The sequence below is a fragment of the Nannocystis sp. RBIL2 genome (genome assembly GCF_026626745.1).
Taxonomy (GTDB): domain Bacteria; phylum Myxococcota_A; class Polyangia; order Nannocystales; family Nannocystaceae; genus Nannocystis.
Genome location: NZ_JAPNJW010000002.1, coordinates 2038830 through 2055817 on the forward strand (window position 1 = coordinate 2038830; position 16988 = coordinate 2055817).

At 70.5% G+C, this 16988-nt stretch carries 12 protein-coding genes; 9 read left to right on the forward strand and 3 right to left on the reverse strand.

The window, feature by feature from the left end; all coding sequences use genetic code 11:
* The 9 genes from mnhG (at position 1) to OV090_RS33240 (ending at position 11566) form a co-directional block, all read left to right on the forward strand.
* Positions 1-312: a monovalent cation/H(+) antiporter subunit G gene (gene mnhG, locus OV090_RS33200; RefSeq protein WP_267708688.1), complete on the forward strand. Its 312-nt coding sequence runs from the start codon at positions 1-3 to the stop codon at positions 310-312.
* Positions 309-1517: a Na(+)/H(+) antiporter subunit B gene (locus OV090_RS33205; protein WP_267708689.1), complete on the forward strand. Its 1209-nt coding sequence runs from the start codon at positions 309-311 to the stop codon at positions 1515-1517. Before mnhG ends, OV090_RS33205 begins: the two co-directional genes overlap by 4 nt.
* Positions 1514-1972 carry a cation:proton antiporter subunit C gene (locus OV090_RS33210; protein ID WP_267708690.1) on the forward strand — a complete coding sequence of 153 codons (459 nt, stop codon included), beginning with the start codon at positions 1514-1516 and terminating at the stop codon, positions 1970-1972. The genes OV090_RS33205 and OV090_RS33210 overlap by 4 nt, the downstream gene beginning before the upstream one ends.
* The gene (locus OV090_RS33215) at positions 1965-3485 is read left to right on the forward strand and encodes a monovalent cation/H+ antiporter subunit D family protein (protein WP_267708691.1); all 1521 of its coding nucleotides are present in this window, start codon (positions 1965-1967) and stop codon (positions 3483-3485) included. The genes OV090_RS33210 and OV090_RS33215 overlap by 8 nt, the downstream gene beginning before the upstream one ends.
* A complete protein-coding gene (locus OV090_RS33220; protein ID WP_267708692.1) occupies positions 3482-5059 on the forward strand; it encodes a monovalent cation/H+ antiporter subunit D family protein in 1578 nt (525 codons plus the stop codon). The genes OV090_RS33215 and OV090_RS33220 overlap by 4 nt, the downstream gene beginning before the upstream one ends.
* Positions 5056-5301, forward strand: a complete 246-nt coding sequence (locus OV090_RS33225) for a hypothetical protein (protein ID WP_267708693.1) — start codon at positions 5056-5058, stop codon at positions 5299-5301. Before OV090_RS33220 ends, OV090_RS33225 begins: the two co-directional genes overlap by 4 nt.
* Entirely contained in the window at positions 5294-7093 is a 1800-nt protein-coding gene (locus OV090_RS33230; protein ID WP_267708694.1) for a Na(+)/H(+) antiporter subunit D, read from the forward strand. Before OV090_RS33225 ends, OV090_RS33230 begins: the two co-directional genes overlap by 8 nt.
* A 192-nt stretch (positions 7094-7285) precedes the next feature.
* Positions 7286-9328, forward strand: coding sequence for an ATP-binding protein (locus OV090_RS33235; protein WP_267708695.1), 2043 nt, complete (start codon positions 7286-7288; stop codon positions 9326-9328).
* Positions 9329-9778: 450 nt separating this feature from the next.
* On the forward strand, positions 9779-11566 hold the full coding sequence (locus OV090_RS33240; RefSeq protein WP_267708696.1) for a VIT domain-containing protein: 1788 nt from the start codon (positions 9779-9781) through the stop codon (positions 11564-11566).
* Positions 11567-11771: 205 nt separating this feature from the next.
* Here the strand turns inward: OV090_RS33240 and OV090_RS33245 are convergent, their stop codons facing one another.
* The 3 genes from OV090_RS33245 to OV090_RS33255 all read right to left on the reverse strand — a co-directional run bounded on the left by OV090_RS33245 (position 11772) and on the right by OV090_RS33255 (position 16940).
* The gene (locus tag OV090_RS33245; RefSeq protein ID WP_267708697.1) at positions 11772-13640 is read right to left on the reverse strand and encodes a serine/threonine-protein kinase; all 1869 of its coding nucleotides are present in this window, start codon (positions 13638-13640) and stop codon (positions 11772-11774) included.
* Positions 13641-13827: 187 nt separating this feature from the next.
* Positions 13828-15141, reverse strand: a complete 1314-nt coding sequence (locus tag OV090_RS33250; RefSeq protein WP_267708698.1) for a carboxypeptidase-like regulatory domain-containing protein — start codon at positions 15139-15141, stop codon at positions 13828-13830.
* The gene (locus OV090_RS33255) at positions 15138-16940 is read right to left on the reverse strand and encodes a phospho-sugar mutase (protein WP_267708699.1); all 1803 of its coding nucleotides are present in this window, start codon (positions 16938-16940) and stop codon (positions 15138-15140) included. Before OV090_RS33255 ends, OV090_RS33250 begins: the two co-directional genes overlap by 4 nt.
* Positions 16941-16988 lie beyond the last annotated feature (48 nt).

The window sequence follows — 16988 nt, forward strand, 5'->3', positions numbered from 1 at the left end:
ATGCACTGGAACGAAGTCGTCTGTACCGTCCTGCTCGCGCTCGGCTGCGTCATCAGCTTCTCCGGCTCCTACGGCGTCCTCAAGTTCCCCGACTTCTACGCGCGCCTGCACGCGGCCGGCAAGACCGACTCGCTGGCCCAGGTGCTCATCCTGCTGGGCCTCGTGTTCGTCACGCCCGACGTGCTGACCCAGGTCAAGCTGATGATGGTCGCCTTCATCCTCCTGATCGTCGCCCCGACCGCCACCTTCGCCATCACCAAGGCCGCGCACCTCGACGGCCTGCGCCCGTGGACGCGAGGAGGCGGCCAGTGACCGCAGTCGTCATCATCGACGCCCTCCTCCTCCTGCTCGTCACCGCCACCGCGGTGGCGATCGTCGAGGTCCGCAGCCTCTACGCCTCCTCGATCCTCACCGGCATCTACAGCCTCTTGATGGCGCTGGTTTGGGTCAACATGCACTCGATGGACGTCTCGTTCACCGAGGCGGCCGTCGGCGGCGGCATCAGCACGATCCTCCTGATCGGCACCATCGTCCACGTCGGGCGCGAGGAGAAGCCGATCAAGAAGCGGCTCCACCTCCCGGCCCTCATCTTCACCGCGTTGACGGGCGCCGCGCTGATCTACGGCACCCTCGACATGCCGCGCTTCGGCGACCCCGCCGCGCCGATCCACCACTACCGCGTGCCGGAGATGATGGCCCAGACAGTCGGCTTCGTGAACGGCACGCCGGGCAAGCAGAAGCCGCCCGAGGGCTTCGACCTCGAGCGCTACCGCCGGTTCGACGGCCGCGTCGCCGGGCCCATCCCCGCCGACCCCAAGGACACCGCCTGGCGCGAGAAGTCGATCCTGCAGACCTACGGCCTGATGGTCCCGCAGGTCCGCGCGGCGCACGAGCCGCACGCCGAGGAGGGTCATCACCTCCACCCGCCCGACGACTTCAACGGCCACGTCCCGAACTCGGTCACCTCGCTGCTCGCGGCCTACCGCGGCTACGACACCATGTTCGAGACCACCGTCATCTTCACCGCCGGCGTCAGCCTGATCCTCCTGCTGCGCCGGCCGCGGCGCGAGGGCTACCTGCAGCCCGGCGCAGTGATGAGCGACCAGGTCATCCTCCGCGTCGTCACCAAGCTGTCGATCCCCTTCATCCTGATCTTCGGCTTCTACGTCATCACCCACGGCGAGCTCGGCCCCGGCGGCGGCTTCCAGGGCGGCGTGGTGCTGGCGACCGCGTTCATCCTCTACGCGCTGATCTTCGGCCGCGCCGCGCTCTACCGCGTGGTCCCGCCGCCGGTCAGCGACATCCTCGCCGGCGTGGGCGTGCTGATCTACAGCGGCACGGGCGCGGTCTGCATGCTGCTGGGCGGCAAGTTCCTCGACTACTCGATGCTCAACAAGGAGCTGCCGGGCGACGGCGAGTCGCTGGGGATGACCCTCGTCGAGTACGGCGTCGGCATCACCGTCAGCATGGTCATGCTCACGATCTTCAATCAGCTCGCGGAGGAGCGCTCCACGTGACCGGTGCTCTCGGGATCTACAACTACTGGATCTACGTCGTCTTGATGATGATCGGGCTCTACGGCGTGATCGCCAAGCCCAACCTGATCAAGCAGGCGATCGCGCTGGGCCTGTTCCAGACGGGGATCTTCCTCTACTACATCTCGATGGCGGTGATCGACGGCGGCACCGCGCCGGTGTGGACCACCATCCTCGACGGGGCCCAGAAGTACGAGGGCCCCTACGACAACCCGCTGCCGCACGTCCTGATCCTGACGGCCATCGTCGTCAGCGTCAGCGTCCTCGCGGTCGCGCTGGCGCTCATCATCAACATCAAGCGCACCTACGGCACCATCGAGTACGACGAGATCGAGGCGATGGACCAGGCCGACAAGCGCGCCGACTACCAGCGCGGCCAGGTCACCGACGCCGCCGACGACGTCGAGCACAAGCTGGAGGGGCATCACCATGCTTGATGCTTTCGAGATCGTCCCCAACCTCCCCGTCCTGGTCGTCACCACCCCGCTGATCGGCGGCATCCTGACGATCGCCATGGGCCGCGGCAAGGGCCCGTGGGCGTGGGCCACCCTCATCACCGGCGTGGTGTTCTACTTCACCGTCCTGCTGATGCAGCAGGTCCTGGCCGCAAAGACAGGTTTCATCTCCTACGAGCTCGGCAACTGGCCGCGCCAGTGGGGCATCGAGTACCGCGTCGACGCGCTCAACGCCTTCATCCTGCTCACGGTCGCCGGCGTCGGCTTCGTCACCACGCTGTACGCCCAGAAGAGCGTGGAGAAGGAGATCCCGCAGGACCGCCACAACTTCTTCTACGCGGTGTGGGTCCTGGCGATCTGCGGCCTCCTGGGCATCACGGTCACCGGCGACGCCTTCAACGTCTACGTCCTGCTCGAGATCAGCTCGCTCACCGTGTACGCGCTGATCGCCATGGGCAAGGACATGAACCGCCAGGCGCTCACCGCCAGCCTGCGCTACCTGATCCTCGGCTCGGTCGGCGCCAGCTTCATCCTCCTCGGCATCGGTTACCTGATGATGGTCACCGGCACGCTCAACATGGAGGACATGCACGACCGCCTCGCGGCCCTGCCGGACATCGTCCACCACCGCACTGTCCTGGTCGCGTTCGCGTTCCTGCTGTGCGGCCTCGGCCTCAAGATGGCCCTGTTCCCGCTGCACATGTGGCTGCCGAAGGCCTACACCTACGCGCCCTCGGCCGTCAGCGCCCTGCTGTCGGCCACGGCGACGAAGGTCGGCATCTACATGGCCTTCCGCTTCCTGTTTACGATCTTCGGCGTCGGCTTCTCGTTCGTGGCCATGCCGGCCAACCTCGTGCTCAGCGTCGCCGCCTGCGCCGGCATCCTCGTCACCGGCGTCACCGCGGTGCGCCAGACCAACCTGAAGCGCATGCTCGCCTACTCCTCGGTCGGCCAGCTCGGCTACATCGTCGCCGGCTTCTCGCTCGCCAACGTCCACGGCGTCGCCGGCTCGGTCGTCCACATCTTCAACCACGCGGTCATGAAGGGCGGCATGTTCATGGCCGCCGGCGCCATCATGTACCGCCTCGGTCGCTGCGACCTGCGCTCGATCCGCGGCCTCGGCAAGCGCATGCCGCTGACCATGGCCGCCTTCGTCGCCGGCGGCCTCGGCCTGGTCGGCTTCCCGCTGACCGCCGGCTTCATCTCGAAGTGGTACCTCGTGCAGGGCGCCCTCGAGGCCCCGCACATGTGGCCGGTCGCCGCGGTCGTCCTGGTCGGCTCGCTGCTCGCCGTCGCCTACACCTGGCGCGTCGTCGAGGCCGCGTACTTCCAGGAGCCCGAGGGCGAGAGCGCCCTGGTCACCGAGGCCCCGCTGTCGATGGTCGCGCCGATGTGGATCCTCATCGGCGCCAGCGTCTACTTCGGCGTGTCCGCCACCTTCACCGGCGAGATCAGCATGCGCGCCGCCAAGAGCCTGCTCGGAGGGGCCCCATGATCCACTTCGACGTGAGCCCGCAGCTGCTGGCGCTCTACATCCCGCTGCTCGGCGCCCTGCTCATCTCGCTCGCAGGCCGCTGGCCCAACCTGCGCGAGCTCGTCACCCTGCTGACCGCCGGCGTGCTCCTGTACGTGGTCGCCGGCATGGCCCCGGCGGTGCTCGCCGACGGCTTCTGGGCCAGCTTCGCCAAGGCCCCCGGGCTCAAGCTCGCCGAGGTCCTGCCGGGCGTGTGGCTCGAGCTCAAGGTCGAGCCGCTCGGCATGCTGTTCGCGCTGATCGCCAGCAGCCTGTGGATCCTCAACTCGATCTACTCGATCGGCTACATGCGCGGCAACCACGAGAAGAACCAGACCCGGTTCTACGTGTGCTTCGCCCTGGCGATCGCCAGCGTCATGGGCCTCGCCTTCGCCGGCAACCTGTTCACCCTGTTCGTCTTCTACGAGGCGCTGACGCTCACCACCTACCCGCTGGTCGCTCACAAGGGCAGCGCCGAGGCCATCCGCTCGGCCCGCACCTACCTCGGGATCCTCGTCGTCACCTCGGTGTGCTTCCTGCTGGCCGGCATCATCGGCACCTACGTGTTCACCGGCGGTGACATGACCTTCCGGCCAGGCGGCGTGTTCCGCCGCGCGCTGGCCGATGGGAGCCTGACGGCGCCCACGCTCGGGATTCTCTTCGTCCTCTACATGTACGGGATCGGCAAGGCTGCGCTGATGCCGGTGCACCGCTGGCTGCCGGCCGCCATGGTCGCCCCGACCCCGGTGTCGGCGCTGCTGCACGCGGTGGCGGTCGTGAAGGCCGGCGTCTTCACCGTCCTCAAAGTCATCGTCTACGTGTTCGGGCCGGCCGTCCTGGTGCGCTACGGCGTCGGCGACTGGCTGATCTACGTCGCCGGCGCGACCATCCTGATCGCCAGCTGCATCGCCCTGTTCCAGGACAACCTCAAGCGGCGGCTCGCCTACTCCACGGTCAGCCAGCTCAGCTACGTCATCATCGCCGCGGCCCTGCTGTCGCCGCTGTCGATCACCGCGGCGGCGTTGCACATCGCCGCCCACGCGTTCGGCAAGATCACCCTGTTCTTCGCGGCGGGCTCGATCTACACGGCCGCGCACAAGACCGAGATCAGCCAGCTCGACGGCATCGGCCGGCGCATGCCGATCACCATGGCCGCGTTCACCATCGGCTCGCTGTCGATGATCGGCCTGCCGCCGACGGCCGGCTTCGTCAGCAAGTGGTACCTGCTGCAGGCCACCTGGGAGACCGACGCCCCGTTCGTGCTGGTCGTCGTCATCCTCTCGACCCTGCTCAACGCCGCCTACTTCCTGCCGATCGTCTACCGCGCCTTCTTCGTCGCCGAGGCCAAGCCCCACCACGAGCCGCACCAGTCCTCGGCCGACGGCAACTTCGGCGACCACGGCGACCACCACGGCCACGACGCCCACGACCACGGCGAGGCGCCGTGGCCGGTCGTGGTCGCGCTGTCCTGCACGGCCCTGGCCACCATCGTCTTCTTCTTCTACAGCGACCTCGCCATCGGGTTGGCGAACCAGCTCCGGAGCGGCCTGCCATGAGCCTCGAAGATCCTCGGACCATACGCAAGCTGTGGACCGTCTCGCTGGTGGTGCTGGCGCTGCTGGTGCTGGCTGACTTTTGGGTCATGCGGGACCCGCACCACCACGCCCACTTCGGCGTCGACGGCACGTTCGGCTTCTACTCCTGGTACGGCTTCGGCGTGTGCGCCGTCATGGTCCTGGTGTCGAAGTTCGTCGTCGGCCTGATCTTGAAGCGGAAGGACACCTTCTACGATGACTGACGCGGTCGGCCTGCCTCCTCCGGGCATCATCCTGGTCCTCGGCGGCCTGTTGCTCCCGCTGCTGCGCGGGCTCGGCCCGGCGGTCGCGCTGCTGCTGCCGCTGCTGACGCTGGGGTTCATCTGGGGCATCCCCGACGACCTCACCGTCACCATGCCGTTCATGGGCCAGTACGACCTCACGGTCCTGGCCTTCAACCCGCCCACCAAGGTGTTCGCCACCATCTTCGCGGTGATGGCCTTCGCCGGGGCCCTGTTCGCCCACCCGATCACCGGCCTCGACAGCGAACGCGGCCGCCGCTGGCGCGTCGAGCTGCCGGCCGCCTTCGTCTACGCCGGCTCGGCCATCTGCGTCACCTTCGCCGGCGACATCCTCAGCCTCTTCATCTTCTGGGAGCTGATGGCGATCGGCTCGACCACGGTGATCTGGAGCGCCGGCACCAAGGCCGCCGGGCGCGCCGGCTACCGCTACGCCCTGGTCCACTTCGTCGGCGGCGTGCTGCTGATGGCCGGCATCCTCGCCAAGGTGTTCGCGCTGCAGGGCGCGGGCGTGGCCGATCCGCTGGCGCTGCACCACTTCTTCTTCGGCGCGGCCGGCTTCGAGGGCCTGTCCTTCGGAGCAGGTGACGCGGCCGCCTGGCTGATCTTGCTCGGCATCCTCGTCAACGCCGCCGCCCCGCCGCTCGGCTCGTGGCTGGCCGACGCCTACCCGGAGGCGTCCGAGAGCGGCACCGTGTTCCTCTCGGCCTTCACCACGAAGACGGCAGTCTACGTGCTGATGCTGCTGTTCGCGGGCACCCAGCTGCTGATCTACGTCGGCCTGTTGATGGCGGTGTACGGCATCGTCTACGCCATCCTCGAGAACGACATGCGGCGGATCCTCGCCTACTCGATCGTCAACCAGGTCGGGTTCATGGTCTGCGGGATCGGCATCGGCACCGCCATGGCGCTCAACGGCGCCGCCGCCCACGCGTTCGCCCACATCGTCTACAAGGCGCTGCTGCTGATGTCGGCCGGCTCGGTCCTCTACATGACCGGCAAGCGCAAGTGCACCGACCTCGGCGGCCTCTACCACTCGATGCCGATCACGATGACGTGCGGCATCATCGGCGCGCTCGCCATCTCGTCATTCCCGCTGACCTCGGGCTTCGTCACCAAGTCGATGATCAACCAGGCCGCCGCCGACGAGCACATCGCGCTGGCCTGGTTCACCCTGACCGCGGCCTCGGCCGGCGTGTTCCTGCACGCCGGCATCAAGTTCCCGTGGTTCGTGTTCTTCCAGAAGGACTCGGGCCTGCGCCCGCCCGACCCGCCGTGGAACATGCGCGCGGCGATGATCTTCTTCGCCGCGGTCTGCATCCTCCTCGGCGTCCCCGGCCTCTACGGCCCGCTCTACGCCATCCTCCCGTTCCCGGCCGCCGCGGGCGAGACGCTGTACGCGCCCTACACCGTCCCGCACGTCATCAACCAGCTGCAGCTGCTGCTGTTCTCGGGCCTGGCGTTCTTCGCCCTGCTCCCGGTCCTGAAGCGCACGCTGACGATCACCCTCGACGCCGACTGGTTCTACCGCCGCCTGTTCCCCGGCGTGTGGCAGCACCTCCTGCGCCCGGTCGTCCTCGCCTTCCGCGAGTTCTTCGACTACCTGTTCGGCAACATCCCGCAGATGGTCAAGGACACCGTCTACTCGCCCCCGCAAGAGGCCCGCATGTTCAAGGAGTGGGGCCTCGGCGGCGCGATGGTCGTGATCACCGGCTTCCTGTTCGTCTACCTCGTGCTCGGCTACATCGCCGCCTGAGCCGCGGGCGCGCCGCTCGCCGCGCCGGTGCCGTCGACCCCTTGCAGGTCGCACCGCGCCCGCGGCCGGCGGCGACATGTCTTTCGGGACATCTGCGGTCTTCCGTGACCCGCGGCAATTCGCCCGCCGAACCACGGCAGCGCAGACCCGGCGTCGCCGAGGCCGGTCGCACGCGCGCGGCATCAAGGCGGCATGACGCCGCCCCCGGCGTTACCCTGTGACCTCGACGCGAGGGTCGGGATGACGACCGGCGACCGTTCCCCCAGCGAGAGTTCTTCGGCGCGCGCGAGCCTCGAGCCGGCGGCGAGGTGGCCGCTCTCCCTCGCCAGCGCCGCGGCGGCCGTGTTCTTCGCCCTCGCGCTCGCCGGCCCGCTCGGCGGCATCTACTTCGCCGTGCCGCTCGCGGTCCTCTCGCTGTCCGCGCAGGTCACTGGCGCCGCACCCGCGCTGGTCTCGACCGCGTTGGCGACGATAGGCATCGGCGCGTGGATCCTGACGTCCGGCGACGAACCGAGCCAGAAGGACGCGCTGCAGCTCGTCGCGTTCCTGATCGCGGGGTCGATCATCAGCGTCGTGTCCGGCTCCGTGCGGGCGGGGCGGGCACGCGACGTCGAGGCGCGGATCGCCGCCGCCCGCGCCGCCAAGGAGGCCGAGCGTCTGACCGCGGAGACCCGCATGACCCTCGCGGCGGTGCGCGCGAGCGAGGTGAAGTTCCAGCAGCTCGCCGACTCGATGCCCCAGATCGTCTGGGCCTGCCAGCCCGACGGCAGCCCCTACTACTACAACCGCAGGTGGTACGAGCTCAGCGGCACCCCGGAGGGCACGCTCACCGAGGGCAGCTGGGTGCGCGTGCTCCACCCCGACGATCAGCAGCGCTGCCTCGACCTCTGGTACGAGTCGGTGCACAGCGGCGAGCCGTTCCAGATCGAGTACCGCTTCAAGTTCCCCCACACCGACGAGTACCGGTGGTTCCTCGGCCGCGCGCTCCCGGTGCGCGACGAGGCCGGCCGGATCGTCCGCTGGTACGGCACCTCGACCGACATCCACGACGCCAAGCGCACCGAGGCGGCCCTGCGCGCCAGCGAGGAACGCCACCGCGCCCTCGCCGAGGCCCTGCGGGAGGCCGACCGCCGCAAGGACGAGTTCCTCGCCGTGCTCTCGCACGAGCTGCGCAACCCGCTGGCGCCGATCAAGAACAGCCTCTACGTCCTCTCGCGCGCCACCCCGGGGAGCGAGCGAGCCCGCCGCGCGGAGCGAGTGATCGAGCGCCAGATCGAGCACATGACGCGGCTCGTCGACGACCTGCTCGACGTCACCCGGATCTCGCGGAAAAAGATCCAGCTGCGGCGCACTGCGGTGGAGATGAACGAGCTGGTGCGCCGCACTGTCGAGGACCACCGCTCGGTATTCGACCGGAGCAACGTGTCGCTGGAGCTCACCCTCGCCGACCGACCCGCGTGGGTCGACGGCGACCCCACGCGGCTGTCGCAGATCGTCGGCAACCTGCTGCAGAACGCGGCCAAGTTCACCGGCCCCGGCGGGTGGGCCAGGGCCTCGGTCACTGCGGACGAGACCGAGGTGCGCGTCCACATCCGCGACAGCGGGATGGGCATCGAAGCCGACATGCTGCCCCGCCTCTTCAGCCCGTTCATGCAGGCCGACACCACCCTCGATCGCAGCCGCGGCGGCCTCGGTCTTGGCCTCGCGCTGGTCAAGGGGTTGGTCGAGCTGCACGGGGGCGATGTCCGTGCCGCGAGCGAGGGGCCGAACCAGGGCGCGGAGTTCGAGGTCCGGCTGCCCGCGATCGCTGCGCCCGCGATCGAAGCCCCATCATCCCCCGCGCCGGGCCGCGCCTCTCTCGGGCGGATCCTCGTCATCGAGGACAACCTCGACGCCGCCGAGACCTTGAAGGACGCGCTGGAGCTCGGCGACCACGAGGTCTGCCTCGCCCACTCTGGCCCCGAGGGCCTGGCCACTGCGCGGGTGTTCCGACCCGACGTCGTGGTCTGCGACATCGGCCTGCCGGGCATGGACGGCTACGAGGTGGCGCGCGCGATCCGGGCCGATCCGGCCCAGCGCGCGACGAAGCTGGTCGCGCTCACCGGCTACGCCTCGCCCGAAGATCGTCAGCGGGCCCGGGACGCCGGCTTCGACCGCCACCTCGGCAAGCCGCCCGACCTCGACGCGCTGCTGCAGATGCTCGACGAGCTCGTGCGCGCCCAGGCTTCGCGCTGAAGTCCGCTCGCTCGCCCCCTCGGCGAACCGCCCCACCTCGATGTGTTGCTCGGGCACACCGAGCCGTCGCGCTGGAGTCCTCGCCGGTCCGATCGGCGTCGGAGGGGCCATCCCCGCTCCGCGCTACACCGAAGGCATGGTGGGTACGCCGCCCGGCTCATGCGGTCTCTGTGTCTGGCTCGCCACCTCGCTCCTGCTCGCCTGCGCCCACGCTTCACCCGGCAGCGAGCGAGCTCGCCGCGTGCTCGTCCGCGAATGCGGCCCGCCGCTCCAGCGGCTGCCGGGTCCGTGCGCATCATCGTCCGCCGGCGATGACGTGTCCTCTTGGACATTCTCCAAAGTACATGTCCTTATAAACATGTTTGTAGATGTTTCGCGGCGAGCCTGCGGCGCGGCCTGTCCGATCGCAGTCGGTGCCGCGGTGGTTCGGCGCGCGCTACACCCGATCACATGACGATCCGGCTGTCCGCGCTGTTCGGTCTCGGCATCCTCCTCGCGTGTAGTCGCACCGCGACGTCCGTCGCGCACCCCGAGCTGTTGCCGGAGCCCGACTGGCAGCAGCTCGACCTGGCAGTCCGCACGGAAGTCACCCCGCTTCGGCCCGCGCCGCCGCTCGTCGTCGTCGATCCCGAGGGCGTGCGCGACGTCGTCTACACCGATCCCGGCGCCCTCCCGCAGCTGCTGCACGCCGGCGTCGCCTTGCCGCTGCGCAACACCGACGTGCGGGCGCACCTGCGCGGCCCCGTCGCCGAGGTCGTGGTCCGCCAGCGCTTCGTCAACGACAACGCCGCCGTCCTCGACGCCGTCTACACCTTCCCCTTGCCCGAGAACAGCGCGGTCACCGACATGCGGATGATCGTCGGCGCGCGCACGATCGAGGCCCAGATCCGCGAGCGCGCGCAGGCGCGGTCCGAGTACGGCGCGGCCCGCGAAGCCGGCCACACCGCGGCGTTGCTCTACATCGGCGAGGAGGACCAGATCGCCCGCAGCGCCCGCGGCTTGCTCGAGCGCCAGCGCGCCGAGGGCCGTCGCGCGCGCGTGTTCGGCGTCGGCATCGGCGAGGCGCCCAACAGCCACCTGATCGCCGCAGTGGCCAGGGCCGGCGACGGCGCCTCCCTGCACGTCCGCGGCCCCGCCGACCTCGCGCGCGCCGCTCAGGTCATCGAGCGCACCATCGACGCCCCCGTGCTCACCGACATCACGGTCGACTGGGGCACCCTCGCGCCGCGCGACCTCTCGACCTCGCTGCCACCTGACCTTTTGGCCAGCCACCCCCTCGTCGTCCACGGCCGCTACACCGGCGCCGCGCCGACCGAGCTGCGCCTGCGCGCCCGCGCGGGCGAGCGCTCCGTCACCTTCCCGATCGAGGTCGTCGCCAGCGGCGAGTCGAGCCGCACCCTCGCGCGCCTGTGGGCCCGCGAGCAGATCGGCGCGCTCGACCTCACCCGCGCGACCACGACCTCGGCGGACGTCGAGCTGCAGGCGCGCCGCGACATCCTGCAGCTCGGCCTGCAGCACCACCTCGTCACCGCCTACACCAGCCTGGTCGCAGTCGACCGCTCGCGCCGCGTCGAGGGCCTCGCAGTCGAGGTCGTCCAGCCGATCGAAGCGGTCCACGGCACGGAAGGACGCGTCGTCGTCGACGCCGCCCGGGTCACAAAGATCCGCATGGACCAGGCCCGCTACATCCCGGTCGGCGGCACCTCGCGGGACTTCACCGCGGTCGTCGACATGGCCCCCACCGCCAGCCGCGACACCGCCGGCATCCGCCTCGGCGGCAGCACCGGCGCCGAGTCGCGCTACGTCGTCGACGGCCTGCCCGGCGACGGCTCGGCCTTCGGCGGCCCCACCCCGCCGGCGCTATCCGACGCGCTCGGTGACCCCGGCCGCGGCTTCGTCGCCGTCGAGCCGTACGCCCGCGCCCGGATCGCCGCCGTCAACGGGCCGAGCGACGCCGAGAGCGACCGCCTGCGCGCCCTCCTGCGCGCCGACGCCGAGCCGCTGGCCCAGTGCTTCCTCGACGCCGGCCGCACCACCTATCGCGTCCACCGCAAGCTCGTGCTGGTCGTCCACCTCACCGCCACCGGCGGCCTCGCCCGCATGGAGGTGAAGGGCCGCGAGTCCCTCAGCCCGGCCCTCACCGCGTGCCTGCGCCAGCGCGTGTGGCCGCGGGTCCGCGGCGCCGTCAGCCCGGGCGCCACCGTCGAGATCGACCTCGGCGTGTGGATGCGCTTCTGACCATGTTCTAAAGAGCATGTCCTATCGACCATGTCGAAAGGACGGGCTCTCGGAGGGCGCCGAGGAAGAACCCCGCGAGGTCCGGCCTCCCGCTCTCCATGGCTTTCAGGACATGCTCCTCAGAACATGTCCCTAAATCCAGGGAGACGCGATGAGAGCCCTCAACCTTCGGGACATGCCTTATCGACATGCCCCGAAGTTCATATCACTTCTTCCCGGCGCTCTTGAGCTGCTGCTTGGCCTCGTCGAGCGCTTTCTTCACGTCCTTGTCGTTCGACCGCAGCTTCGCGGCGGCGGAATAGGCGTCGACGGACTCTTGCCAGCGGCCCTTGCCGGCCATCCCCTGGCCCTTGAGCACCAGCGCGTCGAAGCCGGGCTTCACGCCGAGCTTCTCGTACTCCTCGAGCAGCGCCGCCAGCTCGTCCCAGGCCTTCATCAGCCGCAGGATCTTGCCCTCGCCGATCAGCGCCTCGGCCAGCAGCTCCTTCATGCCCGGGGTCTCGGGGGCCAGCGCCATCACGCAGCGGAACACCTGGCCCGCGTCGTGGAAGCGCTTCTCGGTCAGCGCCTTCCGGCCGGTGTCGAGCGCCGCCGCCGGCATCTTCTGCGTCAGCCGCTCGATCGCCTCGTGCTTCGGGTCGATCTCCTTGAGCGCCGCCAGGTAGTCGCGCACGCACTCGCCGGCCGGCTGGCAGAAGCGGCCCTCGGCCAGCGCCAGGTCGGCGCGCCCGGCCAGCACCAGCGGGTCGCCGACGTTCTCGACCGCCTGCGGGATGGCCAGGTCGATCGGCTTCGGCGGCTCGGGCGGCGTCGAGTCGTCGACGTCCTGCGTCGCTGCGACGGGCGCCTGCGGCTCGTCGGCCGGTGGCTTGGACCCGCCGAACAGGCGCGGCCCGAACAGCACCAGCACCACTGCGATCGAGCCGGCGCCGACCAGCCACAACCACGCGTGCGGGTGCTCCTTGGCCGGCGCCACGATCGTGCGCGGCTCCGGGGCCGGCCGCGGCGCGCTCATCGACGCGCTCGCCAGGATCATGTTCGGGTTCGACACCGCGGCCACCGGCTCGGCCGGCGGCAGCAGCGAGCCCGAGCTGAGCGACGTCGCGGCTGACCGTTCGGACAGGTCGCCGCTCGAGCGAGCGGCTCGCGGCGCGGCCGGGGCGTCGAGCGAGCGCAGGAGGTCGACCTCGAGCACGCGCATCGAGCGGATCCGGTTCTCGGGCCGGGGCGCCAGGCAGCGGGACACCAGGTCGGCCAGCGCCGCCGGCACGTCGCGCACCAGCTCGTCGACGCGCGGGGCCTCCTGGCGGCCCTTCTTCATCATGATGTCGTAGTCGTTGCGGCCGGTGTACGGCAGCCGCCCGGTCAGCATCTCGAACAGCACCGTGCCGAGCGCGTAGATGTCGGAGACCGGGTCGGCCTCCTCGCCGGCCGCCTGCTCGGGTGCCATGTAGGCCGTCGAGCCGACCAGCTTGTCGATCGTCGACACGCCCGAGCGCTCGCTGTCCATATGCGAGCACACGCCGAAGTCGAGCACCTTGACCACGTCGAGCTCGCCGTCCTGCGTGACCAGCACGATGTTGCTCGGCTTGAGGTCGCGGTGGATGATGCCCATGTCGTGGGCGGTCCCCAGCGCGCGGCACACCTGGCTGGCGATGTGGACCGCCCGACCGGCGGAGATGCGCTTCTCCTCGTCGAGCACGGCGCGCAGGTTCTGCCCGTCGAGCAGCTGCATCACCGAGAACACGCCGCCGTCGTCGAGCTTGCCGGTGCCGAACACCTCGATGATGTTGGGGTGTTGCAGCACCTGCGCCGCCTCGGCGTCGCGCAGGAAGCGGTCGCGGATCTCGGGGTCGCGCGCGTAGATCTCGGGCAAGATCCGCAGGGCGCACGGCACCCCGCGCTCGGTGTCGCGTGCCCGGTACAGCGCCCCCATCTCGTCGAAGGAGAGCAGCTCCTCGACGCGATAGCGGTGCGCGATCATCGTGCCCCAGCGCTGCTCCGCGGCCTCGCGCGGCGAAATCATCGCCCTGTTGGGGTTGCTGAGCAGGCCGTCGTTCTCGATATCCGCCATGATTCGACTTGTCCGGCGCTGCAGCGCCGGGCTCCCAAGGCTAACGCGAGCCGGTCACGCCCTCAAATTTGTGCCCTCGCGCAAATTCAGGCATGGCGCGCTCCGACCTGCGAAGACCGGCGGCCGCGAGCTGCCGGCACACACATGTCTGCGGGGCATATTCCGCGCCGCGCGCCGGACCACGAGTTTACGGCGAGTCGTCGACTTCGACGCGTCCTGTCCACGTAGCGGCGTCATCACCCGGAATTGTCACCTGAGCGCGTTGGGAACGCAGCCCGCGCACCCGCACGCCGAGCGTGTACGTCCCCGGCAGCACGTCGGTCGCCCCGACGGTGCCCTCTGCACTCGTGCGCGCGCCGGCGAAGGGCCCGCCGTCGACCACCGCCCCGCTCACCGGCTCGTCGCTGCCGCGTCGCACCACCGCGACCGTGACCGCGCGACCGAGCGCCGGCACGGCCCCGACCAGCGCCACAGTCTCTCCGGCCACGTGTCCGCCCGAGTTCGCCAGCTCGACCCCGTCCTGGACCACGCGCAGGTCGTAGCTGCCCTCGCCGAGCTCCGCGAGGCTGAACTGCCCGGCCTCCACGCGCGCCTGATGCACCTCGTAACCTCGCGTGTGCGCTCGCGCCAGCACGCGCGCCCGCGCGTAGGCTCGCCCCTCCGCGTCGGTCACCGTGCCCGACAGCGGCGACAGCGGCGGCGCCAGCACGATCTGCCAGCCGTCCTCCTCGTCGACCGCCACTTCCTTCTCCGTGGGGCGAAACCCTGGCGCGCGGGCGATGAGCATCAGCGACGCGTAGGTCGGCACGTCGCGTGCGTCGCCTGGTTCGCAGCGACCGCTGGCCTCGCCGCACGGGTCGCACGGCGGCTTCTCGACCCGCGCGAAGCTGAAGAACCCCTCACCGTCGCTGACCGTGTTGCGCGACGTGAACGGCGGCAACGCCGCCGGATCGTCGTCGGCGCCGCGGCGGACCCAGATCTGCGCCCCGGCGACCGCCCGACCCGAGCCATCACTGACCGAGCCGACCACCCGGCTCAGCGCCTGCGCGACCAGCGTCACCGGCGCCCGATTCGGCTCGAGCACCCACGGATCGCGCGGCACCAGCGTCGGATGGCGCAGCTCGGCGCAGACGATCCCGCGGCAACCGGGACCGCTGAATTCGCCCTCCGGGCCGGGTTCGACCACGCCCCCGTCGATCGGCGCGCTGCGGTCCGTCCCGCTCGGGAGGCAGTGCAGGATGATCCGGCCGTCGCTCACCGGGCTGCCGTCGCGGTCGACGATCCGGCCGCGCACGACGCCCTCGCCGCTGCGGTCGACATCGGCGCGCCGCGCCACGCCCAGCACCGGCGCCTCGCCCTCGACCGCTGCCGTCACCTGGGTCGCCGCGGCCTTGTTCTTGCGCCCCGGCGGACGGGGACCCGGTCGCTCGGAGCGCCCGAGCCAGACTGCCAGCGCCGCCAGCAACGCCAGCAACGCGGCCACCACCGCCGCCCGCCTCATGAAGCCGAACCCAGCCAGGGCCGCATCATCACCTCGATCTGCGCGTGCGCGTCGGCCAGCACCGCCTCGACCACCGCGTCGATCTGGGACACCAGCGCCGGCAACGCCGCGCGATCGATCTCCGGCGCGCTGCGAGCCAGCCCGTAGATCTTCACCTTCGGCTCCGTCCCGCTCGGGCGCAGCACCAGCCGGCACTTCTTGCCGCCCTCGCCCTCGAGCTCGAGGCTCAGCACGTCACCCGGCAGGTCGCGCGTGGGCGAGCCGGTGTGGCGCGGCTGCGAGCGGTCTTCGAAGCGGCGGGTCGTCAGCCCGGCGAAGCCTGCGGGCGGCGACGTCCGCCACGCCTGCATCAGCGCCGCGATCGCCTGTCGGCCGGCCAGCCCGGGCGCCATGTAGTTGAGCGTCTTCTCGCGGTGGTAGCCGAAGCGGCACCAGACCGCGTCGAGGACGTCGAGCAGCGTCTCGCCGCGCTGCTTGGCCAGCGCCGCCGCCTCGGCCAGCAGCAGCGCCGCGATCGACCCGTCCTTGTCGCGGATCTCGTCGCCGCGCAGGTAGCCGTGGCTCTCCTCGCACGCGAACACGACCGTGCGCTCCGGGTGCTCGGCCGCCATGCCCGCGTGGTGCTTGAAGCCGACCAGCAGGTCGTCGATCGCCGTCAGCCCGCGGGCCTGGGCCATCGTCGCGATCAGCGGCGTCGTCACCAGCGTCGTCAGCACCCAGCCGTTGGCGGGGATGGTCGCGTTGGCGAGCACGTGGTCGAGCATCAGCACCCCGAGGCGGTTGCCGTCGAGGGGCACGAACTTGCCGTCGCGCCCGCGCACGCACGCGCCCAGGCGATCGGCGTCGGGGTCGGTGGCCAGGACCAGATCGGCACCTGTCTCTTCGGCCAGCTGAATCGCCATCGTCATCGACTCCGGCGCCTCTGGGTTGGCCGAGCGGACCGTCGAGAACCGGCCGCCGTCGGGGTCGCACTGGCGCTCGACCGCCAGCACCTCGATCTTGCGGGCGCGCAGGGCCGGCAACACGCTCGTGTGCCCGACCCCGTGCAGCGGCGTGAACGCCACCCGCAGCCCCGCGGCCGACAGGTCCGCCGGCGCCACCCCTTGCGCCAGCACGTACGCGTGGTACGCCGGGTCCGCCTCGGTGACCACGCGCTCGGGCGGCAGCACGTGGATCTGCTTGCGCTGCTCTTCTTGCAGCTCCGGCAGCTCGCTCACCGACAGGATCGCGCGCATCAGCGCCGCGTCGCGCTCGCCCAGCACCTGCGCGCCGTCGGGCCCGTAGATCTTGATACCGTTGTCCTCGGGCGGGTTGTGGCTGGCGCTGATGACCACGCCGGCCCCGCAGCCGAGGCGGCGGACCATGAACGACAGCTCGGGCGTCGGCCTCGGTGAATCGAGCAGGACCACGGTCATCCCGCCGGCGGCGCACTGCTCGGCCACCGCGTACGCGAAGTCCCGCGAGTGGGTGCGCGTGTCGTAGACGACCGCGACCTGGGGGGTGTCGCCGGCCGCGCGCATCGCCTGCACCAGCCCCTGGGCTGTTTCGCGCACCACTACCTTATTAAAGCGGTTGGGACCGGGCCCGACCTTGCCGCGGCGCCCGCCGGTGCCGATCGGGAGCACCTGGGAGTACGCGTCGAGGATCTCCGCCAGCGCCACGGTCGACCCCGCTTCGGCGGCTGCGACCAGCGCCTGCAGCGCCTCGCGTTCGACCGCGAATCTGGGTTCCGCAAGCCAGTAGGACAGGGTGCGCTCGACATCGGCGGGGAGGCGGAGGGCGCTGGGGCTCGAGGTCACGGGCGGATCTTACCTCAGCGACATGCACGCCAGTGAAATCATCTGCGC